This is a genomic window from Xanthomonas sp. fls2-241-TYG-148 (assembly GCF_030208815.1).
Classification (GTDB): Bacteria; Pseudomonadota; Gammaproteobacteria; order Xanthomonadales; family Xanthomonadaceae; genus Xanthomonas; species Xanthomonas campestris.
In genome coordinates this window covers 50,767-75,808 of the sequence record NZ_JARVTE010000021.1, presented here as the reverse complement: position 1 = coordinate 75,808, position 25,042 = coordinate 50,767, and the positions used below count along the sequence as shown (strand labels likewise).

The following is a 25,042-nucleotide window of genomic DNA, read 5'->3' as shown; positions in this document are numbered from 1 at the left end:
GTTCCTAGTAATACCCGATCGCGCGCAAGCGCGCTACTACCAAAGCTGCTGCCACGCCGTTTTCCGTGTGTCGCAGCATCCGCGCGTTGCAGGTGCGGTGGTCGCTGGATGTGGACCCGATCGATTTGTATTGAGGCAAGGGTCGAGGCGGCTAACCCGAGACAGACACATGCTCGGTAGGAGCGGGCTTGCGCGCGATGAAGCGTTCCCAGTCATGCCACATCGCGCGCCAGCGCGCTCCTACCATCGCGGGCGCTACACGTATCCCAATGTGCCGCAGCATTCGGCTCGTATCGACGCATCCGACGGTGCTCGGCCCCTCGCACCTTCAATGGCTCAAGATCAGTACGCTTGCTAACTCAAGTCAGCGGCGTCATCACGCCACGCTGGTAGGCCGGCCGCGCACGCAATCTTTGATACCAGGCGTGCAGATGCGGCAACTCGGGCCGTTCGATTGGTATCTCGAACCACGCGTAGATAAAGCTGCCCAACGGAATGTCACCCATCGCAAAGTCGTCGCCGGACAGATACGGCTGCTGTGCCAGCGCAGCGTCGGCAACTGCGAGTAGCTCACCGGAGCGTTGAAGCGCTGTGGCAATCCGTGTGGCATCACGTTCGGCCTGCGGTGTGCGTAACACGCCCCAGAACAGGTCACGAAATACGCCGGCAAAGGTCGACGTGGTCCAGTCCATCCAGCGGTCGCCCAGCGCGCGCGTGGCCGGTGAGTGCGGGTACAACGCCGGTGCATAACGCGCCGCCAGATAGCGCACGATCGCGTTGGATTCCCACAGCACCAGCGCACCATCCTGCAGCGCCGGCACCAGCCCGTTCGGATTCAATGCGCGGTACGCAGGCGTGTCGTTTCCGCCGAATGCGCCGCCCACCTCGATCGAGGTATACGCCACACCCGCCTCTTCAAGGCACCACAGCACCTTGCGGACGTTGCTGGAATTGCGCCGCCCCCACAACGTGATGCCATCGCCCGCTGGCACGTGTGCGGTCGCCATGCGTTCGTCGGTCATTTTTCCACCGCCGGCTTCGGCGCACTGCGTGCACCACGCGTCCCGCGTTTGGCCGCGGCCGGCGCGGGGGCCGCAGCAGCAAGGGGTTGTTTGGGGCGATTGCCCTTGGGCACATCGCGCACCCACAACGCCTGTTCGTCCTGCTTGATCTCGAACAAACCGATCGCGCGCACCAGATCGCTGAGCTTGCGGTAGCCGTAGTTGCGCGGATCGAACGAGGCCTGATTGGCCACCTGCTTGCCGACGGCCCCCAGATGCGCCCAACCATCGTCTTCGCAGGCGCTATCGATCGCGTTACGCAGCATCTGCACCAGGCGTGTATCGCCGCGCAGCGCGGTGGCATCCTTGCGGCCCGCGGCGGTGTCGCTGGCCGCGGCAGCCTGCTCGCCGAGTGCTTCGACATAGGTGAATTTGGAACACGCATTGACGAACGGCGCCGGGGTTTTCTTCTCGCCAAAGCCATACACCTTCATGCCGTCGGTGAGCAGGCGCATCACCAGCGGGGTGAAGTCCGCATCGCTGGAGACAATCGCAAACCCGTCCAGGTTGCGCGCGTACAGCAGATCCATCGCATCGATCACCATCGCCATGTCCGAGGCATTCTTGCCGGAGCTGTAGGCAAATTGCTGGATCGGGCGGATCGCGTATTCGTGCAATGCCGCTTCCCAGCTCTTCAAGTGCGGGCTTTTCCAGTTGCCATACGCGCGGCGCACATTTGCGACACCGTAGCGCGCCACTTCCGCCAGCACTACATCGATCTTGCCGGCTGGCGCGTTGTCGGCATCGATCAGCAGTGCGATGCGTTTATCGGGATTGTCGATCATGTCTGCTCCTCGAAAGACTCGGCGGATTCGATTTCAGTCTCGCTGTCGCTGTCGGACGCCTGCTCCGCCGGCAGCGTGTACTCGCTACCATCGTGCATGGTCAGCACGCCCTCGGTCAGGATCTCGCGCTCGGCACCGTCACTGACCCAGGTCGCACTGACCTTGCCACGCCCGCGATCGCCAGTGACGGAGAACACGAATTCGTCACCGCCAGGCGCCGCACCAGTAGCGAGAACATCGACCTCCATGGTGTCGATTTTCCCGATGTGCTGCTGCACCACCGCGTCGGCCTGCAGCGCGGCCTGGGCCTGCTCGGAAAAGATCGACCACCCGGCGACCGCGATCCAGGCGATCACGCCCAGCACCACCACACCGAACGTCATCACACCGCCCAGCACGATCAGCAACGCAACGGTCGCGGGGCTGCGCTGAGAAACGCGCGCAGGCGCAACGGCGGCAGGTGGTGATGCGAGCGGCGGCAACGGCGGCGGCAAGGTGGACATACGGTGACCAGGTGAGCGAGATGCGACATGATGCCGCAGGCGGGCCCTGCCCGACGCGCCACATTCATTGCCGCTGTTGCATCCTTGCGTGCCCACGTTGCGATCCATCGGACCTGACGATGACCTCATCCCCCTCCCGAGCGCCGCTGCATCTGGTCGTGGTCGGCGGCGGTTTTGCCGGTTTATGGGCAACCCGCGCGCTCGCCGATCCGGACATCCGCATCACCCTGATCGACCGCCAGAATCACCACCTGTTCCAGCCGCTGCTCTACCAGGTGGCCACCGCTGGCCTGTCGGCGCCTGACATCGCCGCGCCGCTGCGCCACATCCTGCGTGAGCAGCGCAATGTCGAAGTGCTGCTCGGCGATGTCGCCGATATCGCCACCGACCGCCGCGCCGTGGTGCTCGCCGACGGCAACACCGTCAATTACGACATGCTGCTGCTGGCCACCGGCGCCACCCACGCGTATTTCGGCAACGATCACTGGGCCGAGCACGCGCCCGGTTTGAAGACCCTGTATGACGCGCTGGTGCTACGCCGCAAATTGCTGCTCGCCTTCGAGCGCGCCGAAGCCGAATCCGACCCGGCCGCGCGCGCGGCCTGGTTGAGTTTTGCGGTGGTTGGCGGCGGCCCGACCGGGGTCGAGTTGGCCGGCACGCTGGCCGAAATCGCCCGCCACACGCTGAAGAACGAGTTCCGCCATATCGATCCGCAGCAGGCCCGCGTGCGCCTGGTCGAGGCCGGGCCGCGCGTGTTGCCGTCCTTCCCGGACGACCTCACCGACAAGGCGCGCAAGCAGCTCGAACGCCTGGGCGTGGAGGTGCACACCGGCACGCCGGTGACCAACATCGATGCGTTCGGTTATCAGTTGGGCGACACCTTCGTGCCGGCGCGCACCGTGGTCTGGGCCGCTGGCGTGGCCGCCTCGCCGTTGGCGCGCACCCTGGGCGTGCCGCTGGACCGCGCCGGCCGCGTGCTGGTGGAACAGGACCTCAGCGTGCCCGGCCACCCGGAGATCTTCGTCGGTGGTGATCTGGCCTCGGTACAACAGGACGGGCGGCCCGTGCCCGGCGTGGCGCCGGCGGCCAAGCAGATGGGCAAGCACATCGCCAAGGCGATCCGCGCACGCCAGCGCGGCCAGGCCGCGCCGGCCTTCCGTTACCAGGACTTCGGCAACCTGGCCACGATCGGGCGCATGGCCGCCATCGTGCATGTCGGCAAGCTCAAGCTCTCTGGCATCGTGGCCTGGTGGTTCTGGCTGGCCGCCCACGTCTACTTCTTGATCGGCTTCCGCAACCGCTTCGTGGTGCTGGTGAACTGGGCCATGGCGTACTGGAGCTACCAGCGCGCCGCACGCATCATCTTTGGCGGCACTGACCAGCCACCGCCCAGCAAGGACGGATGACAGCCGGCGGGCGGTGCGCGATGCTGTGCCGCCCGCTGTCGACCGTTGTGCCGTGGCTACTGCCTTGTTCCTGCTGGATCTGCTCGGCACCTTCGTGTTTGCGCTCAGTGGCGCCACCGTGGCGGTGCGCAACCGCCTGGACCTGTTTGGCGTGCTGGTGCTGTCCTGCGCAGCGGCGGTTTCCGGCGGCATCGTGCGCGATGTGCTGATCGGTGCCACGCCGCCGGCAGCGCTGGTGCACCCGCACTATCTGATCACCGCCTGCCTGGCCGGTATCGCCGGCTTCTACTGGCACACCGCCGTGGAGCGCCTGCGCAACCCGGTGCAGCTATTCGACGCCGCAGGGCTGGCGCTGTTTGCGGTCTACGGCACCAGCAAGGCGCTGGATTATCAGCTCAGCCCACTCAGTGCGACGCTGCTCGGCATGCTCAGCGGCATCGGCGGCGGCATCGCCCGCGACCTGCTGGTCGCGCGCACCCCGGTGGTATTGCAGGCCGAACTGTATGCGGTGGCGGCGCTGGCCGGCGGCGGCCTGGTCGCGATCGGCCATGTTCTCGGCCTGCCGCAATCCTGGTCGCTGACCGCCGGCGCCGGCGTGTGCTTTGGCCTGCGTTTCATGGCGATCCGCTACGGCTGGCATCTGCCGGTGGCACGGCTACCGGAGTAGCGCTGCGCGCAACCGGCGTTGTTCCAACGTGACCTGACGATTCGTAACGGCTGCCGTTGCGGCCGTGCTGCGTGCAAGGCGTTGCTGGGCCGATGAGACATCAGCACACAAACGCACTGCTTGCCGTGCCACGCCCGCAACGAAAAACGGCCCGGAAGACCGGGCCGTTTTGTCTCACTGGCAATGTCACACCGGATCAGGCGACGAACAGCGCCTTCATCTTCTTCAGCGCGTTCGCTTCGATCTGGCGAATACGCTCGGCGGACACGCCGTACTCGTCAGCCAGCTCCTGCAGCGTCACCTTGGATTCGGAATCCAGCCAGCGACGCTTGACGATGTCGCGCGAGCGCGTATCCAGGCCGGCCATGCCTTCGCGCAGCAACTGCAGCTGATTGTCTTCGCTGTCGTGCCGCTCATAGGCCTGCGACGGGTCTTCCTCGTTGGCCACGAGGTAGCTCACCGGCGACGGCGGGCCGTGGTCATCGTCTTCGTCCGGTGAAGCGTCGAAGCCGATATCGCGACCGGACAAGCGCGACTCCATCTCCATCACTTCACGCTCGGAGACGTTCAAGTCCTTGGCAACCGCAGTCACTTCGGAGGCATTGAGCCAGCCCAGGCGCGTCTTGGACTTGCGCAGGTTGAAGAACAGCTTGCGTTGCGCCTTGGTCGTGGCGACCTTGACGATGCGCCAGTTCTTCAGGATGAACTCGTGCATCTCGGCACGGATCCAATGCACCGCGAAGCTGACCAGGCGCACGCCCATTTCCGGGTCGAAGCGCTTGACCGCCTTCATCAGGCCGATATTGCCTTCCTGGATCAGGTCGCCCAGCGGCAGGCCGTAGCCGTTGTAACCGCGGGCCACGTGCACCACGAAGCGCAGGTGGGAGTGGACCAATTCGCGCGCTGCGTCCAGATCCAGCTCGTCGCGGAAGCGGCGGGCCAGATTCTGTTCCTCATCGACCGACAGCACCGGGATCTGGTGCACGGCACCGATGTAGGCGTCCAGCGAACCGAGCGCACTGGGAATCGGGAGATTGTTTGCCACAAGGGCAGTCGAGGTGATCTGGTTCATAGGGCACCATCTTAGCAGTCGAACTATTGGACTGCTGGGTACAGAAAAAGTTCCAGCGTTCCATTTATAGGACGTTCGGGTTTCCGGCACCGGTGCTGTTCCAATCCGTGCCGCCTCGATTCAGGTGCCTACGCTACCACCGTCACCGCTCGCGGATCGTGACAAAGCGCCTACTTGCCAGGCGCGACGGCCCAGCCCGTTCAGCCGCCGGCGAGGCTAAGATCCAGCGCCGCGCGCGGCGGCAACGACCAGTCGATCGGGCTCAGCCCGCGCCGCTGCAAATGTTCGTTGGTCTTGGAGAAATGTTTGCAGCCCAGGAAGCCGCGGTGGGCCGACAACGGCGACGGATGCGGGGCCTTGAACACGCGGTGGCGCGCCTGGTCGATCATCTTGCCCTTGGACTGCGCGTAACTGCCCCAGAGCAGGAACACCAGGCCCTCGCGCTCGTGGTTGAGGGTTTCCACCACATGGTCGGTGAAGCCTTCCCAGCCCTTGTTCTGGTGCGCGCCGGCACGGCCCTGCTCCACCGTCAACACCGCATTGAGCAGCAGCACGCCCTGGCGCGCCCACGGCATCAGGTAGCCATGGTCGGGGCGCGGAATGCCCAGGTCGTCCTGGATTTCCTTGTAGATGTTCAGCAGCGACGGCGGCACCGGCACCCCGGGCAGTACCGAAAAGCACAGCCCATGCGCCTGGCCTTCGCCGTGATACGGGTCCTGGCCAAGCACCACCACCTTGACCTGCTCGAACGGGGTGGCATCGAAGGCGGCAAAGATCTGCGGGCCGGGCGGGAACACCCTCGCATTGGCGGCCTTGCGCTGGCGCAGGAACGCGGACAGCTCCTGCATCTGCGGCTGCAACAACCACTCCCCCACCCGCGCCTTCCACGACGGTTCCAGCTGGATACGCCCCTCGCCTTCGGTCATAGCGTGACGGCCTGATCCTCCAGGCGCGCCAGCCGCAGCTGGAACAGCACCTTGGTCACCAGCAGGCGTTCTTCGATGGGCTTTTGCACCAGGTCGTTGGCGCCGGCCCGCAGCAGCTCCGACTGGTTGCGCGGGTTGGTGTCGCCGGTCATCACCAGCACCGGCAGGCGGCGCTTGCCGTAGGCGAAATCGATGCGGATGCGCTCGACCACATCGCGCCCGTTGAGCTCGCCCTTGAGGGTGACGTCGGTCAGCACCACGTCGATGCGCCGCTCGGTGCGGCCCAGCGATTCGGCGGTGAGCAGCGCAAAGGCGTCTTCGGCAGTGAGCACATGCACCACCTTGAGGCTCTGGCGCTCGAGCATGCGCTTGGTCGCTTCGGCCACCACGCGGCTGTCTTCGATGTACAGCACGGTGGCGCCCACCACCGGCTCGGGCTGCACGTAGCCGCGGATGAAGGTCGCCAGCGCCTCGTGGCCCAGCGCCTTGTCGAAATAATCGGTGACGTACTCGGTGAAGCGGCGCTCCACCAGATGCTGCTGCGCATCGCCGGAGACCACGATCACCGGCACATAGGCCTGGCCGGCCGCTTCGCGCACGCTGCGCGCCAGCGTCAGGCCGTCGCCATCGGGTAACGACAACGAAGTGGTGACCAGATCCACCGCACCGGCCTCCAGCGCATCGCGTGCTTCGGCGATGCTGGCGCAGCCAATCACCTGCACATTGGGCAAGTCGCGCTTGAGCACGTCGGCAATCAGCTTGCGTACCAGCTTGGACCCATCGACCACCATCACACGCGGTGCGTCGCTGATCAGGTGTTTGAGATCTGGTGGATGCATGGCAGGTCTCAGGTCTCGGTGGGGCGGGTCTGACGGAGGAAGTGGCCGGTGACCAGCCAGGCACCCAGCCAACCCAGCACCAGGGTACCCACCAACACCATCGCAGAATGCAGCAGATCCAGTCCGTGCAGGGTAAAGGAACTGCCGTAGCTGTCGGCCAGCGTGGCCAGCGGCGTACGCAATGCAAACCCGGAAGCGGCGATCAGAGCAAGCGCGACCGCGCCGGCGCCCAGCCCGTACCACGCACCCAGATACAGGAACGGGCGGCGGATGAAGCCATCACTGGCACCCAGCAGCTGCAGCACGCCGATCTCTTCGCGCCGCGACTGGATATCCAGCCGCACGGTATTGCCGACCACCAGCACCGCGCCAATGCCGAGCAGGGCCGAGAGCACCTGCACCAGCCGTTCGCCGAAGTGCAGCCAGCCATCCAGGCGCTTGCGCCACAGCGCGTCGTGTTGCACCTGATCGGTCTGCGGCAAAGCCTGCAAGGCGGCGGCCAGCTGCGCATCGTCGGTGGCATCGGCCGGGGTGACGATCAGCAGCGTGGGCAGCGGGTTGTCGCCGAGCGCATCGATCGCTTCGTCCAGCTTGGCGTTCTCGCGCAGGTCGGCCAGGCCTTGCGCGGGCGTGCGCACCGCCACCTGGGCGATGTCCGCACGTGCACGCAGCTCGCCGGCCAGGCGCTCGGCCGCGTCGGCAGCCACGTCCACCTTGAGGAACAGATTGATCTCGCGCGACTGCTGCACGCTGCCGGCCAGCAGCTTGACGTTGTCCAGCGCGATCGACAGCCCCAGCGGCAATGCCAGCGCCAGCGCCATCACCACGATGGTGAGCAAGGTGGCCCAGGGCTTGCGCATGGCGCGGCCCAGGCTGAAGGCGATGCTGTGCAGATGGTGGTCGATCCACACGCCGAACCGCGAGGGGGCCACCGATTCGGTATTGGCGAGCTTGCTCATTCGGCCAGGTCCTGCGGCGAGATGTCATCGACCAGGCGGCCGTGGTCCAGGATCAGCACGCGCTTGCGCATCTGCTTGAGCAGCGCCAGGTCGTGGCTGACCACCAGCACGCTGGTGCCGCGCGCCGGCAGCTCGGCAAACAGCTGCATGATTTCCGCGGCCAGTGCCGGATCCAGGTTGCCGGTGGGTTCGTCGGCCACCAGCAGGCGCGGTTCGCCCACAATGGCACGGGCAATGCCCACGCGCTGCTGTTCGCCGGCCGACAACTGCGAAGGCAGCGCCTTCTCGCGATGGGCCAGGCCGATCCGTTCCAGTGCCGAGCGCACGCGCTTGCCGATTTCCGCACGGCGGGTGCCGCGCAGGATCAACGGCAAGGCGACGTTTTCGGCAATGCTGCGATCGTTGAGCAGGCGGTGATCCTGATACACCGCGCCCACCTGGCGGCGATGCAGTGGAATCTGCCGGCCACGCACCTTGAGCAGGTTGCGTTCTCCCAGCAGCACCGCGCCCTGGCTGGGCCGCTCGCTGAGATGGATCAATTTGAGCAAGGTGCTTTTGCCGGCGCCGGAGTGGCCGGTCACGAACAGCATCTCGCCATCGGCCACTTCGAAGCTGACATCGGTCAGCGCCTGGTGGCCACCGGCGTAGTGCTTGCTGACGTTGTCGAAACGCAGAACGGTCATCCAGCGATTATGCCGGAGCGTCAGCGCTTGCGTCGCATCGCCGGTGCACGGCGATGCGATCTATGCCGCAATACCTCAGCTGCCGGAGACCAACGAACGCAGCCTGCGTCCGATGCGGCTCAGCAACGACGGGCTGCCCGACGGCTTGGCTGCGGCACGTACCGGCTTGGCCACCACCTGGGTGGGTTTGCGCGGCGCGGCGGGGGCCGGCACGGGCGTGGATGCCACCACCGGCTCGGCACCTTCGACCGGGCGGCCATTGCGACGCCGACGGCGCTTGCGCGGTGCGCGCTCGCCTTCGGCCGCCGTGACGGCAGGGGTTTCTGCGGCAGCAGCGATAACCACCGGCGTCTCGCTGGGCGCCGCGGCCGGATCGGCCTCGCCTTCCACGCGCGGCTTGCGACGCGGCGGACGCGGCTTGCCATCGGCACCGGCGCCGTCGCGACGACCGCCGCCACTGCCGCTACGCGATGCGCCACCGGGACCGCTACGGCCACCGCCACGACGCGCTTCGTCGGCCGCACGCTGCTCGCGCGCCTCGCGGAAGATCGCACCGACGCTTTCGCCCTCGGCATCGCCAACGTCGTCGCCTTCCACCGGCGCACGCGCAGCGCGCGGCAACGGGGTCAGCAACTCGGAGGTCACCGGTTCGACCGGGATCTTCTGCTCGATGTAGGCCTCGATGTCCGGCAGGCTCATCGCGTAACGCTCGCAGGCGAAGCTGATCGCATCGCCCTCCTCGCCCAGGCGCGCGGTGCGCCCGATGCGATGCACGTAGTCTTCGGCGTCGAACGGCAGGTCGTAGTTGTAAACGTACTTGACGCCATCGATGTGCAGGCCGCGTGCGGCCACGTCGGTGGCCACCAGGATTTCCAGCTGGCCCTTCTGGAAGCGGTTGAGCAACGACTCGCGCTTCTTCTGCGGCACGTCGCCGGACAACACGCCCACGCGGTAGCCGTGCCGCTCCAGGGTGCGCGCCACCCGCTCCACGAACGCCTTGGTGTTGACGAACACCATGGTGCGCGCGCCTTCGCTGCGCGACAGCAGGCCCAGCAGCAGCGTCTGCTTCTCTTCGTCGGAGGGGAAATAGATGCGCTGACGCACCCGCGCGGCGGTGATGGTCTCGGTCTCCACGACGAGCTTTTCCGGCTCGTTCATGTGCTCATAGGCCAGCTCCAGCACGCGGTGGCTGAGCGTGGCCGAGAACAACAGCGTCTGGCGGGTGCCGCGTTCGGGCATGCGCCGCAGCAGGAAGCGGATGTCCTTGATGAAGCCCAGGTCGAACATGCGGTCGGCTTCGTCCAGCACGCAGATCTCGCAGGCATGCAGCGAGACCACCTTGTGCTGCTTGACGTAGTCGATCAGCCGGCCCGGGGTGGCGATGATCACGTCCACGCCCTGCTGCAGCAGCTCGCGCTGCTTGTCGTAGTCCACGCCACCGTAGACCAGCGCAAAGCGCAGCCCCAGGTCGGCGCCGAACTTCACGGCGTCCTTGTGGATCTGGATGGCCAGCTCGCGGGTGGGCGCCAGGATCAGGGCGCGCGGGTCTTCCGGCTTGCGGTCGGCCAGCGCGGGGCGGATCAGCAGGCGGTTCATCACCGCGACCAGGAACGCCAGCGTTTTGCCGGTGCCGGTCTGGGCCTGGCCGGCGACGTCGCCGCCCGGCAGGGCGACCGGCAGGGTCAGCGCCTGGATCGGCGTGCAGCGCGTAAACCCGGCGCTCTCCAGCCCGGCGACCAGCGCCGGATGCAGGTCGAACGAGGAAAAAGTCAAATCGGTCAGCGGTTTGTCGCTCATTATTCCGTCTTCGTGAGGCGCCCTGGGCAGCCCGGGCGCGGCTTGCATCGATGCCGACAGCGTCGCAAACTGCGGCTCTTGTGGCGGACAGCGCGGCTTCAGGACTGACACTTGATTCAGTCGCGCAATGCCCCAGTTTACCGCAATGTGGCGGCCTGCCCGGTCGGGTAGGCCGTTTTGGTTTCCAGGAGACCCAACGTGAGCGACAAGGTTCAACATGTCGGCGATGCCGACTTCGATACAGCTGTACTGCAATCCGGCGAACCGGTCCTGGTGGATTTTTGGGCCGAATGGTGCGGCCCGTGCAAGATGATCGCCCCGGTGCTGGACGATCTGGCCGATACATACCAGGGCAAGCTCAAGGTTGCCAAGGTCAACGTGGACCAGAACCGCGCTCTGGCCATCAAGTACCACGTGCGCTCGATCCCGATGCTGTTGCTGTTCAAGGACGGTGAGGTCCAGGCAAGCCAGATCGGGGCAGTTGGCAAGGGCCAGCTGACCCAGATGATCGACAAGACCCTGGGCGGCGCGGCCGCCTGAGTGACAGGGCGTCCAGCCATGGGCGCCCTGCGTTTTGCCGGCAGTTAACTCCTGCTTTGGCAGACGCTTGCGCCGCTCTGCGCGGCGGTGGTAGTGTCAGTTGATCCGGCACACGTTCGTGCGCCGCCGTACCCCTCTAGAAACCTCTTCTAGACTCCCATCACCACAGTTCGCCCCCCAGCCGGGCGCTCGCACTCTTAGCGAGGAATCAAGCACTTGTCCGAGAATCCTTCCTCCGATACCGGGAGCGTTGACGCCCCCGTCGAGAAGCGTGTGCGCAAGCCACGTGTCAGCAAGACCGCCGTCGCCCATGACGACGCCGGGTCGCAACAACCCAATCTTCCCTTGCCCAGCAGCCCCGCTCCCGAGGCTCCGCGCCCCGCGCAGACCCCATCGCCCGCAGCCGAATCGGCGCCGGCGCAGTCGTCTGGCGATGGCGGCGCAGCCCAGGCGGCGCATGCTGGCGAGCAGCACGGCGAGTCCCGCGAGGGCGGCCAGTCGCAGCAGCAGCGCTTCAACCAGGCGCAGCAGCAGCAAAACCAGAACCAGGCGCAGAGCCAGGGTCAGGGTCAGCAGCGCCAGCAGCAAGGCCAGGGTCAGAACCAGGGCCAAGGCCAGCAGGGTCAAGGTCAAGGCCAGAATCAGGGCCAGGGTCAGAACCAGCAGGGCAACCGCCGTGACCGGTTCCGCAACCGTCGCGACCGTGGCCGCGACCGCTTCGGCAATGAGAGCGAAGGCGGCATGCCGTCGTCCGATGGCAGCAACGAGCCGTTCATCGCGCGTCCGCATCCGGCCGTGCCGGAAGGTTTCCCGGCGTACTCGCTGAGCGACCTCAAGCGGATGCCGGCGCAGAAGCTGCTGGATATCGCCGACCAGCTCAACATCCAGGAAGGCGTTGCCCGCGCACGCAAGCAGGATGTGATCTTTGCGCTGCTCAAGGTGCTCACCCGCCATGGCGAAGGCGTTGCCGCCGACGGCGTGCTGGAGATCCTGCCGGACGGTTTCGGCTTCCTGCGTGCCGCCGAGGCCAGCTACCTGGCCGGCCCGGACGATACGTATATCTCGCCGAGCCAGATCCGCCGCTTCAACCTGCGCACCGGCGACCATTTGTCCGGCCGCATCCGCTTCCCCAAGGACGGCGAACGCTATTTCGCGCTGTCGATCGTGGACACCATCAATGGTGAGCCGCTGGAAGCGAGCAAGAACAAGGTGCTGTTCGAGAACCTGACCCCGCTGTTCCCGCGTCGGCGTTTCCGCCTGGAACGCGGCGATGGGTCCACCGAGGACATCACCGGCCGCATCCTCGATCTGATGGCACCGCAGGGCAAGGGTCAGCGTGCGCTGATCGTCTCCCCGCCAAAGGCCGGTAAGACGATGATGATGCAGCAGGTGGCCACGGCCATCACCACCAATCATCCCGAAGTGCACATGATCGTGCTGCTCATCGACGAGCGCCCGGAAGAAGTGACCGAAATGCAGCGCACCGTGCGCGGCGAGGTCATCTCCTCCACGTTCGACGAGCCGGCCGCGCGCCACGTGCAGGTTGCCGAGATGGTGATCGAACGGGCCAAGCGCCTGGTCGAGCACAAGAAGGACGTGGTGATCCTGCTGGACTCCATCACCCGTCTGGCACGCGCCTACAACAACGTGGTGCCGAGCTCCGGCAAGGTGCTCACCGGTGGTGTGGATGCCAACGCCCTGCATCGCCCGAAGCGCTTCTTCGGTGCGGCACGTAACGTGGAAGAAGGCGGTTCGCTGACCATCATTGCCACGGCGCTGGTGGAAACCGGCAGCAAGATGGACGAGGTGATCTACGAAGAGTTCAAGGGCACCGGCAACAGCGAAGTGCATTTGAACCGCCGCATCACCGAAAAGCGCGTCTATCCTGCGATCGACATCAACCGCTCGGGCACGCGCCGCGAAGATCTGTTGATCGAGCCGGAGCTGCTGCAGAAGATCTGGATCCTGCGCAAGCTGCTGCATCCGATGGACGAAATTGCCGCGATGGAGTTCCTGCTGGACAAGATGAAGACCACCAAGTCCAACGACGAATTCTTCAGCTCAATGAAGCGCTGAGTTCAGTTGGTTGGTGTGTTACGAAAAAGCCCCGCGTTGCGGGGCTTTTTTTGGGCCGAATTAATTGGCTCAGGCGTGAGGCCACCGCGACTTTCAACTCGTGCTCTGCGGGGCTTGATCGGTAGCACTGCGTGGCACCATCTCTTGAGCCCTGGGCGCCTGGCGTACCTATCGATCCAGTCCACCCGCATGCCGCCACGCCGCAGCGACACGGCCCCCGATTGCTCAGCCGCCTTGCAGCGGCGTCAGCAGCCGCACGCCTTCGCCACGTACCGAGAACAGCCCGCTGTCGGGCAATGCATCCGGACTGTCAGTGGCCGACGCCAGCACGCCTTGCTCGCTCCATGGCGCGCTTTGGCGTGGGCCTGGCAGATAGGACCGCCAGCTGGCCTGCCGTTTTCTCAGGTCGCGTATCGAGTCGGTGATATCGAAGCTCACCGGCACGCGCATGGTCCAGTAGGGCGCTGCGCGCTCGGGCCCATCGCTAGGCGGATCGAAAGTCCACGTGCGTGCCTTGGCGATTGACGCGTCGGCAAGCATCTTGCGCACGCGCTCGCGCTTGGCTGCGGGAATCGACACGGTGAGGTTGACCTGCTCTGCGACAAGATCCGCCACCTTGCCGTCGCGGCCGATCTTCAGCAGCAGATACACGATCCCGGTCGCGCCATCCTGAAACGCCGCCTTGGGATAGCTGGGTGGTGTCATGTCCTTGGCACGCACGCTGCTGCCGTCGCTGGCCTCTCCACCGAAGTGAGCGCTGCGGATCGAAACCAGATACTGATTCTTCTCGCCAGGCTTGGCGACCAGCAGCAGACGCATCGGCAGCGTGGTTGGCAAGGCGGTGCCACTGTCGGTGACCGGATCGAAGCGCCACCCCGCAATCGACTGCCTGATCCGGCTGCGCACGGCAGGCGGCAAGCTGTCTTCATTGGTCAACATCACCGCAGTGACCGTGCCATCCGGCGTCAGCGTCAATTCGCCCGCAACATTCATGCTGGCCTCGACCTGTTCTGCCGCCTCGCTCGTGCGCGCCGCTACCTGGCCAATCGACAGCATCCCCAACATCGCTACCAGCCCCAACCGTTGCATCCACTGCATGACCACACTCCATTCGTCTTGGAACGTCCTTTTACCAGCCGCCGGCCACAAACGGAATCGTCATACCAGCTTTTGGGCGTCCGCATACGGCGGTGTGTCCGGGTAATCGTCTTCCCGCAGGCGTGCCTGCAGGTCGCGCCACCACTGCGGGTCGAACAGTTCGGGATGGGTGTGCTTGACCGCTTCCAGCTGCGAGGACGGCAGGCCCATGAACAACGCAAAGCGCTCGGGAAACACGTCGCGCGGACCGACGTGAAACCAGGGCTCGGCTGCCATCTGTTCTTCATAGTTGGTGGGCGTGGGCCAATCGCGGAAGGTGCATTCGGTGATCAGGCACAGCTCGTCGTAGTCGTAGAACACCGCGCGCTGGTGCCGGGTGATGCCGAAGTTCTTCAGCAGCATGTCGCCGGGGAAGATGTTGTTGCGCGCCATATCCTTGATCGCCTGCCCGTAGTCCAGCGCGGCGGCATGCGCGGCGGCGGGCAGTTGCTCGCGCAGATACAGATTGAGCGGACGCAGGCGGCGCTGCACGTAGCACAGCGCGATCAGCACATCGTCGCCGTCTTCGCTCAGGCTCATCGCACAGCTGCTCTGCAGATCCTGCAGCAGTGCAGGCGAGAAACGCGCCTTGGGAAACCGCAGAAACCGGTATGGCTGCGCATCAAGCAGGCGACCAATGCGGTCGAGCTGAAACACCAGCTCGTACTTACCTTCGACCTGCGCGCGGCTCATGGTCTTGGGATATGCGAAGCGGTCGCGAATCAACTTGAACACCAACGGATAGCTGGGCAGCGTAAACACCACCATGACCATCCCCGGCGTGCCGTCGGCATGCACCAGCTGTTCGGCTGGATGGGCCTGGAAGTGTCGGAAAAACGTGCGATACCGCTCGGTCTTGCCCTGCTTGGCACGCCCCAGCATCGTGTACAGCTCGTCGATGGGCTTGTGCGTGAGCAGGCTGCGCAGGAATACCACTGCATCGCCGACGGTGGTCAGATCCGCCTGAAAATAGCTGCGGGAATTACTGAACAATTGCGCGACATCGCTGCGGCGCGTCAGCACCGCTTCGGCGCGTAGCCCGGCATCGTCGTTGACCAGCGCAATCACACACGGCGAAAACCGATGTTCGCCGAACACGCGCCCGACTAGATACGCACGACGTTCGCGATAGAACACCGTCTCCAGCAGCTCGACGCTGCGCACCGGGTGCTCGCCCCAATGGGCAAGGTCGTCCAGCAGCCGCACCGCGATTGCCGCCGCGCAGCGGGTCCGGTGCGCATACGGCACCTCAAATGGATAATCGCCGAGCACACGCACCAGCATCTCGGTCAACCGGCCAGGCGAGACCGCGTAGGTATGCCGCGCCACCGGCACGGTGATGGCATCGGTGGGCTCGATATCCAGCGCAATGAATTCGATCTGCGCATCCACGCCCTGGGTGCGGAAGTAACGCCGCGTCAGCGTGTTGTAGAAGGTCTTGTACAACTCCTGGTCGATCAGGCCGGTGAGCAGCTCCGCGTAGTGGGTGCGGGCACGCATCCACAGCGCGCGATCGTGCGCCTGCCCCAGCAACACCGCGCGCAGGCGCAACATGCATTCGCTGATGTACTGATCGTAGAGCGCAATCCGCGCCACCGCATCTTCGCGTGCGCCGCTCCAGTCGCGCGTTTCGAAGCGCTGCCTGGCACGCGCGGTGATCTGCGAGAACTGCGCGTGGTAGTCCTGAAACGCCTCATAGACAGCACGACCGATCGCCAGCGCGCGGCGCTCGGATTGCGGTGGTAACGATAGTTGGTTCATGGCTGTCCTCAGCGCTTGCGACGGCGTGGCGTGGGAACTGCGGATGCCGCCTGCTGCGCGTGCGCCGCATGCTCGCGCGCCTGCTCCTGCAGCCACGCGCGGAAGGCGAGAAAACCGCGATGCGAGGCCGAGCGCGCCGGATACACCAGGTAATGCGACCAGCTGGTCTTGAGCCGTTGCGCAGACAAGGCCACCAGCTGGCCGGACGCCAGCAACAACCGCGCGCGCGTTACCCGCCCCAGTGCAACACCTACACCATCCAGCGCGGCACGATGGTGCGCTTCGGATTCGTCCAGCACCGCCGCATAGCGGCGCGGTGCTTCGCCGCCGAAGGTTGCAAACCAACGCAGCCAGTCGCCATCCGGATCGCCCAGCAGCGGCCAATGATGCAGTGGCTGCGCATCGACCCCGCCCATGCGCGCGATCAGCGCGGGGCTTGCCATGGGCACCAGCCACTCGTCGAACAAGGGTTCGGCGATCAAGCCCGGCCAGTGCCCGGCACCGATGCGCATGCCGGCATCCACCTGCTGCTGGCGTTCGAAGTCCACCAGCCGCTCGCTGGAGAACAGGTTGATCTCGATGGTGGGATGCAACGCAAGAAATCCACCCAGACGCGGCACCAGCCAGGCCGAGGCCATCGACGGTGTGATGCTCAGGGTCAACGTGTCTTCGCGGCGCGCAGCGAACGGCTGGAACGCTTCGGCAATGGCATCCAGATGCGGTGCGATGCGATCGAGCAACTGCTGCCCCTGCAGCGTGGCACTGACGCCGCGTGCGTGCCGTTGCAGCAATGGATACCCCAAGCGTTGTTCGAGCGAACGCACCTGGTGACTGAGCGCGCTGACGGTGAGGTGCATCGCCGCCGCCGCGCGCGACAGATTGCCCAGACGCACGGCACTGACGAATCCCTGCAATGCGTGAAGCGGCGGACGCGACATGGCTCACCCTTGAATGAAATTCAACGCCGACTTGCAAAAGCCTCGCTTTTGCCACGCCCAGCCTGCACCTACTGTGGCTTTCACTCAAGTGGGAGCAGGATCATGCGCATCTTTACCGACTTGCTGTTCCAGCACGGGCACATTGCCGACGTGACGCTTGCACAGCAATTGGCAGAGCCGGACACGGCGCTGGATGCAGCTGCGCAGGCAGCGCAACCTGCCTCGGTCGCGCCGGACGCTGCGCGCCAGCAGCGTGCCGAACACCGCATGGCGCGGCGTGCACGCCGGCTGGTGCGGGCGATGACGGCGTTGTCGCCATTTCGCTGAAACAACAAGGCCCGCCTCTTGCCGAGGCGGGCCTTGGAGGTAGCACTGACTAACGCACCGACAGGCGGTGCGCGGGATCAGGCCTTGAGCGTGGCCAACACGTCGTTGAAGGTCTTGCTCGGACGCATCGCCTCGCTGACCTTGGCCAGATCCGGGTGGTAGTAGCCACCGATCTCCACCGGCTTGCCCTGCGCGCCGTTGAGCTCGGCCACGATGGTGGCTTCGTTCTCGGTCAAGGCCTTGGCGAGCGGTGCGAACTTGGCTTGCAGCGCGGTGTCTTCGGTCTGTGCGGCCAGGGCCTGTGCCCAGTACATCGCCAGATAGAAATGGCTGCCGCGATTGTCGAGCTCGCCAACCTTGCGCGCCGGCGACTTGTTGTTGTCCAGGAACTGCCCGTTGGCCACATCCAGCGCTTTCGCCAGCACGGTGGCGGACGGGTTGTCGTAACGGTTGCCCAGGTGCTCGAGCGAGGCGGCCAGGGCCAGGAACTCACCCAGCGAATCCCAGCGCAGGCAGTTCTCTTCGACGAACTGCTGCACGTGCTTGGGCGCCGAACCACCGGCGCCGGTCTCGAACAGCCCGCCACCGGCCATCAGCGGCACGATCGAGAGCATCTTGGCGCTGGTGCCCAGCTCCATGATCGGGAACAGGTCGGTGAGGTAGTCGCGCAGCACGTTGCCGGTGACCGAGATGGTGTCCTGGCCCTTGCGGATGCGCTCCAGCGAGAAGGTGGTGGCCTCCACCGGCGGCAGGATGCGGATGTCCAGGCCGTTGGTGTCGTGATCCTTCAAGTAGGTTTCGACCTTGGCGATGACCTGCGCGTCGTGCGCGCGTGCCTTGTCCAGCCAGAACACGGCCGGGGTGTCGCTCAGGCGGGCGCGCTCGACCGCCAGCTTCACCCAATCCTGGATCGGCGCGTCCTTGACCTGGCACATGCGCCACAAATCACCGGCTTCCACAGCGTGCTCGAACACGGTGCTGCCGTTGCCATCGGTGACCTTGACGGTGCCAGCGGCGGCCATCTGGAAGGTCTTGTCGTGCGAGCCGTATTCTTCGGCCTTCTGCGCCATCAGGCCGACGTTGGGCACCGAGCCCATCGTGGCCGGGTCGAAGGCGCCATGCGTGCGGCAGTCGTCGATCACCGCTTGATACACGCCGGCATAGCAACGGTCCGGAATCACTGCCTTGGTATCCTGCAGCTTGCCGTCGGCATTCCACATCTGGCCGGAGTCGCGGATCATCGCCGGCATCGAGGCGTCGACGATCACGTCGCTGGGCACATGCAGGCTGGTGATGCCCTTGTCCGAATTGACCATCGCCAGGCCCGGACGCTGCGCATACTCGGCCTGGATATCGGCCTTGATCTGCGCCTGCTGCGCTTCCGGCAACGTGCCGATGCGGGCGTACAGGTCGCCGATCCCGTTGTTCGGGTCAAAGCCCACCGACTTCAATACCTCGGCGTGCTTGCTCAGCGTGTCCTTGTAGAACTCCCCAACCACCACGCCGAACAGCACCGGGTCGGAGACCTTCATCATGGTGGCTTTCAGATGCACCGAGAACAGCACGTCTTTGGCCTTCGCGTCGGCGATCTGCGCGTCGATGAAGCTGGCCAGTGCGCGCTTGCTCAGCACGGCGGCATCGACGATCTCGCCGGCCTTCACTGCAACGGCGTCCTTGAGCACCTTGCTGCTGCCGTCGGCACCGATGAATTCGATCTTCAGCGTGCCGGCCTGCGCCAGCGTGGTGGACTGTTCACTGCCGAAGAAGTCGCCGTTGTCCATGTGCGCCACATGCGACTTGGACTCGCTGCTCCACTTGCCCATGCGGTGCGGATGCTTGCGTGCATAGTTCTTCACCGACAGCGGTGCGCGGCGATCGGAATTGCCTTCGCGCAGCACCGGATTCACCGCACTGCCCTTGACTTTGTCGTAGCGCGTCTTGATGTCCTGCTCGGCGGCATCCTTGGGTTCATCCGGATACGCCGGCAACGCGTAGCCCTGGCTCTGCAGTTCGGCGATCGCGGCCTTGAGCTGCGGCACCGAGGCGCTGATGTTGGGCAACTTGATGATGTTGGCTTCCGGCGTTGTGGCCAGCGCGCCCAGTTCAGCCAGATCGTCGGCAATTTTCTGCGCGTCGGTCAGCTGCTCCGGGAACAGGGCCAGGATGCGTCCGGCCAGCGAAATGTCGCGGGTCTCGACCACGATCCCTGCGGTATCGGTGTAGGCATCGATGATCGGCAGCAGCGACTGCGTGGCCAGGAAGGGTGCTTCGTCGGTGAGCGTGTAGATGATCTTCGGTGTCTTCGACATGAGGTGCGATAGCTCTTGTGGTCGGGAGGAGCACCGGTCCGCACGGCGGTGGCCGTGGGCGTGCGCGACGGGGGTCGCTGGTGGCACGCCGAGCGGCCGACGCGCGTGGACGCGGCGATGAATCAGCACGGCATTGTCGCGTCTGGGCCTTGCCCGGGTAAAGCGACCACAGGCGGATGCTTCATCCCGCCACGCGTCCAATCGCTATGGATGCAGCTGTAACGAAATGCGAACGCTGCCGCGCAGACGCACACAGCCACAAAAAAAGGCGCGACCTTGCGATCGCGCCTCAGGTCCCAAGCTGCGGGAGAGCGTCGCAGCATGGGTGAGCTTGATTGACACCTGCGCGCGTACTGGCCGCGCAGCGCGCTGCGGCTTACTTCACGGTGAAGGTCTGCGGGCTGCCGGCCGGCTTGCCGTCGACCATGACCTGCGCGGTGTAACTACCCGCCGGCCAGCCATCGGGCTTGCTGAAGCTCAGGTTGGTGGTTTCCGCGCCGGTGGTGGTCAGTGTCGCGTTCTGCTCGCCCGCTACCTGCCCGTCCTGGAAGGTCAGCTTGGCCGAAACCGGCACGTTGCTGGCGCTGCCATCGGTCTTCACCGAAACGATGATGGTGTCCTTGCTGCCCAGTGTGGTGGCCGGCGTCACGCTCTTGTCGGCGCCCGCCTTGCTGCCCACCGCCACGCTGGACACCGTGACCGCCGCGCCACTGGCTGCGGCCGTATCGGTGCTGGCGGCGCCGGTGGCAGTGCCCTGCGCGGCTTGGTCACCGGCCGGCGGCGTGCTCGCGGGGCCTGGAATGTCGGAGGTAGCGGCGCCAGAGGTTGGATCCTGCGACACGCTGGAATCGTCATGGGCTTCCTTGCGACAGCCGGACAGGGCCAGAACGCCGGCAAGTGCGAGGACCAAGGTGCTGGATGCGGATTTGCTACGCATGGGATCGATCTCCAAGAATCACAGTAAGGGGGTGTGCAACAGGCCGCGGCAACGCGCGGGCAGCGTGGTGGTTACGCTTTCGGCGGTAAGCGCAACACCTGGCCCGGAAAAATCGTGTCGGGATCTTTCAGCGTGTCGCGGTTGGCTTCGAAGATGCGTGGCCACAAGTTGCCATCGCCGTAATGGCGCTTGGCAATCACCGACAGGCTGTCGCCTGCCTGCACGGTCACCGACTCGTCACCGATGATTTGCGCGGTGCTTTCCACGCTGGAACGTACGTTGGAAAAATCCGGCGATGGCACGACCTCCGCGGTGCTGTCGACCGTGGACGTGACATTGGAAAAATCTGCTTTCTTGTCGACATTCATTGCCGCGCTCCCTGTCCATCACGATGATGCGCAGGGTGCGCGGCGCGCCGTTAAGTGCTGATCGCGCCGCCGTGAAGCCGGCGCGAGTGCCTGCAATGTGCGCCTTACTGGCGCAGATCGCGAAAGATCGATAGCGGCGTTGGCACCTGCGGCGAGGTGCGCATCGGATTGATGTCGAGCCCGCCACGGCGGGTATAGCGTGCTTCCACCACCAACCACTCCGGCGCGCAACGCACCAGCAGGTCCTGAAAAATGCGCTCCACGCATTGTTCGTGGAAATCGGCGTGGTCGCGGAAGCTGACCAGATAACGTAGCAATCCTTCGCGCTCAATCGGCGCGCCGCGGTAGCGCAGCGTGACGCTGGCCCAATCCGGTTGCCCGGTGACCGGGCAGTTGGACTTGAGTAATGCAGAGGTCAGCACTTCCTCCACCACCTTGCCTGCGTGGGTGGACAGATAGTCGGCCTTGGGCGGGCCGTAATCGTCGATGGCGATATCCAGCGCATCGATCGATTCGCCCTCGCCCACCGCATCGATCGGCGGCAATCCGAATTCCACCGATACATCGGCGCCGGCGCGTGTGGACAGATCAGTGGCGATGCGTGCACGTACGGCTTCGGCGCTGTTGAAGCGCGTGGCGTTGAGCGAGTTGAGATACAGCTTGAGCGACTTGGATTCGATCAACGCCGGCGACTCGCACGGCACGTGCAAGGTGGCGGTGGCCACGCATGGTTTGCCGTGCGCATCCAGCCAGCTCAGTTCGTAGGCATGCCAGCGATCGCGGCCGACAAATGGCAGCGCTCCGCGCAGGCCGATGGCCGCGCGCCCGGCTGCACGCGGGATCGGAAACAGCAGTGACGGGTCGTAGCCGCTCGGGTAGGCGACTTCGCGACCGAGGGAGGAATCTTCTGGGGTATTCATGCCGCCATTTTAGGGCGGCCGGGCTGGCCGTGAGGTGTATGGCGACGCGGGCGCAATCACCTGGATCGACGCTAGGCGACGACCCGCGTCACGCGGCCCGTCGCCCGTCGCCTAGCGGCACGCCCCCTGAAACCGGGAATCGCCCAACCGCAGCCGATTCCCGATTCCCGCTTCTCCAGCCTCAGCCCTGTTGCAGATAATCCAGCGACACCTGCAACAGCGCACGCAGGCCGACATCCAGCGCCGATTCGTCCAGCAGGAACTGCGGCGAGTGGTTGCTGGGCGCGGTGGCCGGGTCGATGCCCTTGGCGGTGGAGCCGACGAAGAAGAACATCGATGGAACCTGCTGGGCGTAGAACGAGAAATCTTCCGCGCCCATCTGCAACGGCGGCTCGTAAACGTTGTCCGCGCCCACCACGGCCTGCAGGCTGGGCAGCATCTTGGCCGTCAGGGCCGGGTCGTTGACGGTGGCCGGGTTGCCGTCCTGGTCGGGCACCTGCGCCTCGACCTTGGCGCCGTGCGCGGCGGCGGTGTGTTCGGCCACGGTCTTGAGGTCGGCAAAGATCTGCTGGCGCATGCCTTCGTCGAAGGTGCGAATGGTGCCCACCATCTCCACGTCGTCGGGGATGATGTTGTAGCGGATACCGCCCTTGATCGCGCCGAAGCTGACCACCGCCGGCTGCTTGGACAAATTGGCGCGGCGGCTGATCACGGTCTGCGCGGTGCCGATCATGTCGGCGCTGGCCACGATCGGGTCAATGCCGTTCCACGGTGCCGAGCCGTGGGTCTGGCGGCCGATCATCTTGATCGCAAACCGGTCCGAGGCCGCCATCAGCGGGCCGCCGCGCACCGCGATCTTGCCGGCCTGCACGCTGGAGAACACGTGCAGGCCAAACACCGCCTGCGGCTTGAAGTCGGCAAACAGGCCTTCTTTGAGCATCAGCGAGGCGCCGCCTTCTTCATTGCCCGGCGCGCCTTCCTCGGAGGGTTGGAAGATCAGCATCACCTCGCCCGGCAACTGTTCGCGCATGCCCACCAGGGCCTCGGCCACGCCGAGCAGGATGGCGGTGTGGGCGTCGTGGCCGCAGGCGTGCATCACCCCCACGGTCTCGCCGCGGTATTGAGAGGTGGCCTTGGAGGCGAACGGCAGGCCGGTCTGTTCGGTCACCGGCAGCGCGTCCATGTCCGCGCGCAGGGCGATCTTCGGGCCGGGCTTGCCGCCCTTGATGATGGCCACCACGCCGTGATGGGCGATGCCGGTGCGCGGCTTCAGGCCCAGCTTGCGCAACTGCGCGGCCACGGTGGCGGCGGTGCGCTCCTCGCGGTTGGACAACTCCGGGTGCTGGTGGAAGTCGCGGCGCCACTGCACCACCTTGGCCTGCAAGGGCGCCGCAGCCGCCTGGACTTCGGGCCGGGGCGCGGCCTGGGCGGCGGCAAGCGTGGGCAGGGCAAGCAGCAGGGCGCTGCTAAGCAGGCGATGGCGCATTGAACATTCTCCAATCGGGATGCCTCACTGTAGTGCACCGGCGCCGCGCCCGCGCCACAGTGGGGTGCGATTCAGCCCCGCGGTCAACCGCAACGACCGTGGCGCGTTGCCGCAGCACCACGCCAATGAATCGGCCTGTCGCGCAGGGGGTGGCCCGTTACTTCAGTAACGTTCCAACCTGCGGGCGCGACGATATGCTTTGCTCAGCCGCCCCCCACGGACGCACCCACGCGCCCGGCCCGCCATCAGGAGTTGTCGAATGTCGCGTTTCTGGAAGATCTCACTGCTGGTCGTGGCGGTGCTCGTCGTTGTGTTCGTTGCAATGCGCATGATGGGCGGGGGCCAGCAGGGCAAGCGGCCAGGGGCGCCGGACGGCAATGGCACCGAAAACAGCGGCCCGGTGCCGGTCACGGTGGTGCCCGCCGCCACCCAGGACGTGCCGGTGTACGCCACCGCGCTGGGCACGGTGACCGCGCTCAACACGGTGACGGTGAACCCGCAGGTGTCAGGCCAGCTGATGAGCCTGAATTTCCAGGAAGGCCAGGAAGTGAAGAAGGGCGCGCTGCTGGCGCAGATCGACCCGCGCACGCTGCAGGCCAGCTACGACCAGGCGCTGGCCGCCAAGCGCCAGAACCAGGCGCTGCTGGCCACCGCCCGGGTGAACTACCAGCGCTCCAATGACCCGGCCTACAAGCAGTACGTGTCGCGCACCGACCTGGACACCCAGCGCAACCAGGTGGCGCAGTACGAGGCCGCCGTGGCCGCCAACGATGCACAGATGCGCTCGGCGCAGGTGCAGTTGCAGTTCACCCGGGTCACCGCGCCGATTGATGGCATTGCCGGTATCCGCGGCGTGGACGTGGGCAATATCGTCAGCACCACCTCCACCATCGTCACCCTGACCCAGATCCGCCCGATCTACGTGTCCTTCAGCCTGCCCGAGCGCGAGCTGCCGGCAGTGCGCAGCGGCCAGGCCGCCACCCCGTTGCCGGTGGCCGCGCTGGACCGTGGCGATGCGCATGTGATCAGTGCCGACGGCAAGCTTGATGTGATCGACAACCGCATCGCCGCCGATAGCGGCACCTTTGGTGCGCGCGCGATCTTCGGCAATGCCGACAACGCGCTGTGGCCGGGCCAGTTCGTCAACGTGCGGCTGCAGCTGCGCACCATCTCCGGCGGCACCGTGGTGCCGACCCAGGCCGTGCAGCGCGGCCCGGATGGCGACTACGTGTATGTGGTCGGCAGCGACAGCACTGCGCAGATGCGCACCGTGGTGCAGGGCGTGGAAGTGGACGACAGCCACGTGCAGATCACCAAGGGCCTCAAGCCCGGCGAACGCGTGGTGACCGAAGGCCAGTTCCGGCTCAAGCCGGGCAGCAAGGTCAGCGCGCTCAAGCCGGGCGAAACCCCGCCCGAGCCCACCGAAGCCGAACTCAAGGCGGCGCAGGACAAGAGCCGCGGCAGTGCCGGCGGCCGGCGTGGCGGCGGCCCGCGCTAACTCGCGACCACAGGCAACGGCAGCCCCGTTGCCTGTGTGCGTCGGCG

23 protein-coding genes are annotated in these 25,042 nt (G+C 65.7%); 6 read left to right on the top strand and 17 right to left on the bottom strand.

The window, feature by feature from the left end:
- Positions 1–359: 359 nt before the first annotated feature.
- Genes QRM60_RS19210 through QRM60_RS19200 form a run of 3 tightly spaced genes read right to left on the bottom strand, consistent with a single transcriptional unit; the run spans position 360 to position 2,349 of the window.
- Positions 360–992 (bottom strand): glutathione S-transferase, encoded by a 633-nt coding sequence (locus QRM60_RS19210; protein WP_274342160.1) that lies wholly within the window; start codon positions 990–992, stop codon positions 360–362.
- Positions 993–1,018: 26 nt separating this feature from the next.
- Complete coding sequence (locus QRM60_RS19205) at positions 1,019–1,846, bottom strand: NYN domain-containing protein (RefSeq protein ID WP_076056924.1); 828 nt, start codon at positions 1,844–1,846, stop codon at positions 1,019–1,021.
- Positions 1,843–2,349 carry a hypothetical protein gene (locus QRM60_RS19200; RefSeq protein ID WP_227971728.1) on the bottom strand — a complete coding sequence of 169 codons (507 nt, stop codon included), beginning with the start codon at positions 2,347–2,349 and terminating at the stop codon, positions 1,843–1,845. Before QRM60_RS19200 ends, QRM60_RS19205 begins: the two co-directional genes overlap by 4 nt.
- Before the next feature lie 119 nt (positions 2,350–2,468).
- Here QRM60_RS19200 and QRM60_RS19195 point away from each other — a divergent pair, with 119 nt between their 5' ends.
- Both QRM60_RS19195 and QRM60_RS19190 read left to right on the top strand, forming a co-directional pair.
- The gene (locus QRM60_RS19195; RefSeq protein ID WP_042595249.1) at positions 2,469–3,755 is read left to right on the top strand and encodes an NAD(P)/FAD-dependent oxidoreductase; all 1,287 of its coding nucleotides are present in this window, start codon (positions 2,469–2,471) and stop codon (positions 3,753–3,755) included.
- A 52-nt stretch (positions 3,756–3,807) separates the two neighbouring features.
- The gene (locus tag QRM60_RS19190; RefSeq protein WP_042595338.1) at positions 3,808–4,422 is read left to right on the top strand and encodes a trimeric intracellular cation channel family protein; all 615 of its coding nucleotides are present in this window, start codon (positions 3,808–3,810) and stop codon (positions 4,420–4,422) included.
- A gap of 196 nt (positions 4,423–4,618) precedes the next feature.
- Here QRM60_RS19190 and rpoH read toward each other — a convergent pair whose 3' ends face one another.
- The 6 genes from rpoH to rhlB all read right to left on the bottom strand — a co-directional run bounded on the left by rpoH (position 4,619) and on the right by rhlB (position 10,698).
- A complete protein-coding gene (gene rpoH, locus QRM60_RS19185; protein ID WP_285446853.1) occupies positions 4,619–5,494 on the bottom strand; it encodes an RNA polymerase sigma factor RpoH in 876 nt (291 codons plus the stop codon).
- Positions 5,495–5,694: 200 nt separating this feature from the next.
- Complete coding sequence (gene ung / locus QRM60_RS19180; protein ID WP_115555210.1) at positions 5,695–6,420, bottom strand: uracil-DNA glycosylase; 726 nt, start codon at positions 6,418–6,420, stop codon at positions 5,695–5,697.
- Entirely contained in the window at positions 6,417–7,259 is an 843-nt protein-coding gene (locus QRM60_RS19175; protein ID WP_014506371.1) for a response regulator, read from the bottom strand. The genes ung and QRM60_RS19175 overlap by 4 nt, the downstream gene beginning before the upstream one ends.
- An 8-nt stretch (positions 7,260–7,267) precedes the next feature.
- On the bottom strand, positions 7,268–8,218 hold the full coding sequence (ftsX, locus tag QRM60_RS19170; RefSeq protein WP_011038856.1) for a permease-like cell division protein FtsX: 951 nt from the start codon (positions 8,216–8,218) through the stop codon (positions 7,268–7,270).
- Positions 8,215–8,901, bottom strand: coding sequence for a cell division ATP-binding protein FtsE (gene ftsE / locus QRM60_RS19165; RefSeq protein ID WP_003484499.1), 687 nt, complete (start codon positions 8,899–8,901; stop codon positions 8,215–8,217). The genes ftsX and ftsE overlap by 4 nt, the downstream gene beginning before the upstream one ends.
- A 75-nt stretch (positions 8,902–8,976) precedes the next feature.
- Entirely contained in the window at positions 8,977–10,698 is a 1,722-nt protein-coding gene (gene rhlB, locus QRM60_RS19160; protein ID WP_285446852.1) for an ATP-dependent RNA helicase RhlB, read from the bottom strand.
- Between the two features lie 198 nt (positions 10,699–10,896).
- On the opposite strand from rhlB, the gene trxA reads away from it, so the two are divergent.
- Both trxA and rho read left to right on the top strand, forming a co-directional pair.
- The gene (gene trxA, locus QRM60_RS19155; RefSeq protein WP_011038858.1) at positions 10,897–11,238 is read left to right on the top strand and encodes a thioredoxin TrxA; all 342 of its coding nucleotides are present in this window, start codon (positions 10,897–10,899) and stop codon (positions 11,236–11,238) included.
- Positions 11,239–11,454: 216 nt separating this feature from the next.
- On the top strand, positions 11,455–13,314 hold the full coding sequence (gene rho, locus QRM60_RS19150; RefSeq protein ID WP_162470831.1) for a transcription termination factor Rho: 1,860 nt from the start codon (positions 11,455–11,457) through the stop codon (positions 13,312–13,314).
- Between the two features lie 225 nt (positions 13,315–13,539).
- Here the strand turns inward: rho and QRM60_RS19145 are convergent, their stop codons facing one another.
- The 3 genes from QRM60_RS19145 to QRM60_RS19135 are packed head-to-tail and all read right to left on the bottom strand — an operon-like array spanning position 13,540 to position 17,150.
- Positions 13,540–14,412: a hypothetical protein gene (locus QRM60_RS19145; protein ID WP_161962558.1), complete on the bottom strand. Its 873-nt coding sequence runs from the start codon at positions 14,410–14,412 to the stop codon at positions 13,540–13,542.
- Between the two features lie 60 nt (positions 14,413–14,472).
- The gene (aceK, locus tag QRM60_RS19140; RefSeq protein WP_285446851.1) at positions 14,473–16,212 is read right to left on the bottom strand and encodes a bifunctional isocitrate dehydrogenase kinase/phosphatase; all 1,740 of its coding nucleotides are present in this window, start codon (positions 16,210–16,212) and stop codon (positions 14,473–14,475) included.
- 8 nt (positions 16,213–16,220) lie between these two features.
- On the bottom strand, positions 16,221–17,150 hold the full coding sequence (locus tag QRM60_RS19135) for a LysR substrate-binding domain-containing protein (RefSeq protein WP_103700415.1): 930 nt from the start codon (positions 17,148–17,150) through the stop codon (positions 16,221–16,223).
- A gap of 102 nt (positions 17,151–17,252) precedes the next feature.
- On the opposite strand from QRM60_RS19135, the gene QRM60_RS19130 reads away from it, so the two are divergent.
- Positions 17,253–17,477: a hypothetical protein gene (locus QRM60_RS19130; RefSeq protein ID WP_115555206.1), complete on the top strand. Its 225-nt coding sequence runs from the start codon at positions 17,253–17,255 to the stop codon at positions 17,475–17,477.
- Between the two features lie 77 nt (positions 17,478–17,554).
- Here the strand turns inward: QRM60_RS19130 and QRM60_RS19125 are convergent, their stop codons facing one another.
- The 5 genes from QRM60_RS19125 to QRM60_RS19105 form a co-directional block, all read right to left on the bottom strand.
- The gene (locus tag QRM60_RS19125; RefSeq protein WP_285446850.1) at positions 17,555–19,786 is read right to left on the bottom strand and encodes an NADP-dependent isocitrate dehydrogenase; all 2,232 of its coding nucleotides are present in this window, start codon (positions 19,784–19,786) and stop codon (positions 17,555–17,557) included.
- Between the two features lie 376 nt (positions 19,787–20,162).
- Positions 20,163–20,723 carry a hypothetical protein gene (locus QRM60_RS19120; RefSeq protein ID WP_042595340.1) on the bottom strand — a complete coding sequence of 187 codons (561 nt, stop codon included), beginning with the start codon at positions 20,721–20,723 and terminating at the stop codon, positions 20,163–20,165.
- Positions 20,724–20,794: 71 nt separating this feature from the next.
- Positions 20,795–21,091, bottom strand: coding sequence for a LysM peptidoglycan-binding domain-containing protein (locus QRM60_RS19115; RefSeq protein WP_040941941.1), 297 nt, complete (start codon positions 21,089–21,091; stop codon positions 20,795–20,797).
- Between the two features lie 104 nt (positions 21,092–21,195).
- Positions 21,196–22,011 carry an NADPH-dependent 7-cyano-7-deazaguanine reductase QueF gene (queF, locus tag QRM60_RS19110; protein WP_274514484.1) on the bottom strand — a complete coding sequence of 272 codons (816 nt, stop codon included), beginning with the start codon at positions 22,009–22,011 and terminating at the stop codon, positions 21,196–21,198.
- A gap of 181 nt (positions 22,012–22,192) precedes the next feature.
- A complete protein-coding gene (locus tag QRM60_RS19105; protein ID WP_076036565.1) occupies positions 22,193–23,497 on the bottom strand; it encodes a M20 family metallopeptidase in 1,305 nt (434 codons plus the stop codon).
- A gap of 259 nt (positions 23,498–23,756) precedes the next feature.
- On the opposite strand from QRM60_RS19105, the gene QRM60_RS19100 reads away from it, so the two are divergent.
- A complete protein-coding gene (locus tag QRM60_RS19100) occupies positions 23,757–24,995 on the top strand; it encodes an efflux RND transporter periplasmic adaptor subunit (RefSeq protein ID WP_011038868.1) in 1,239 nt (412 codons plus the stop codon).
- The last annotated feature ends 47 nt before the right edge of the window (positions 24,996–25,042 follow it).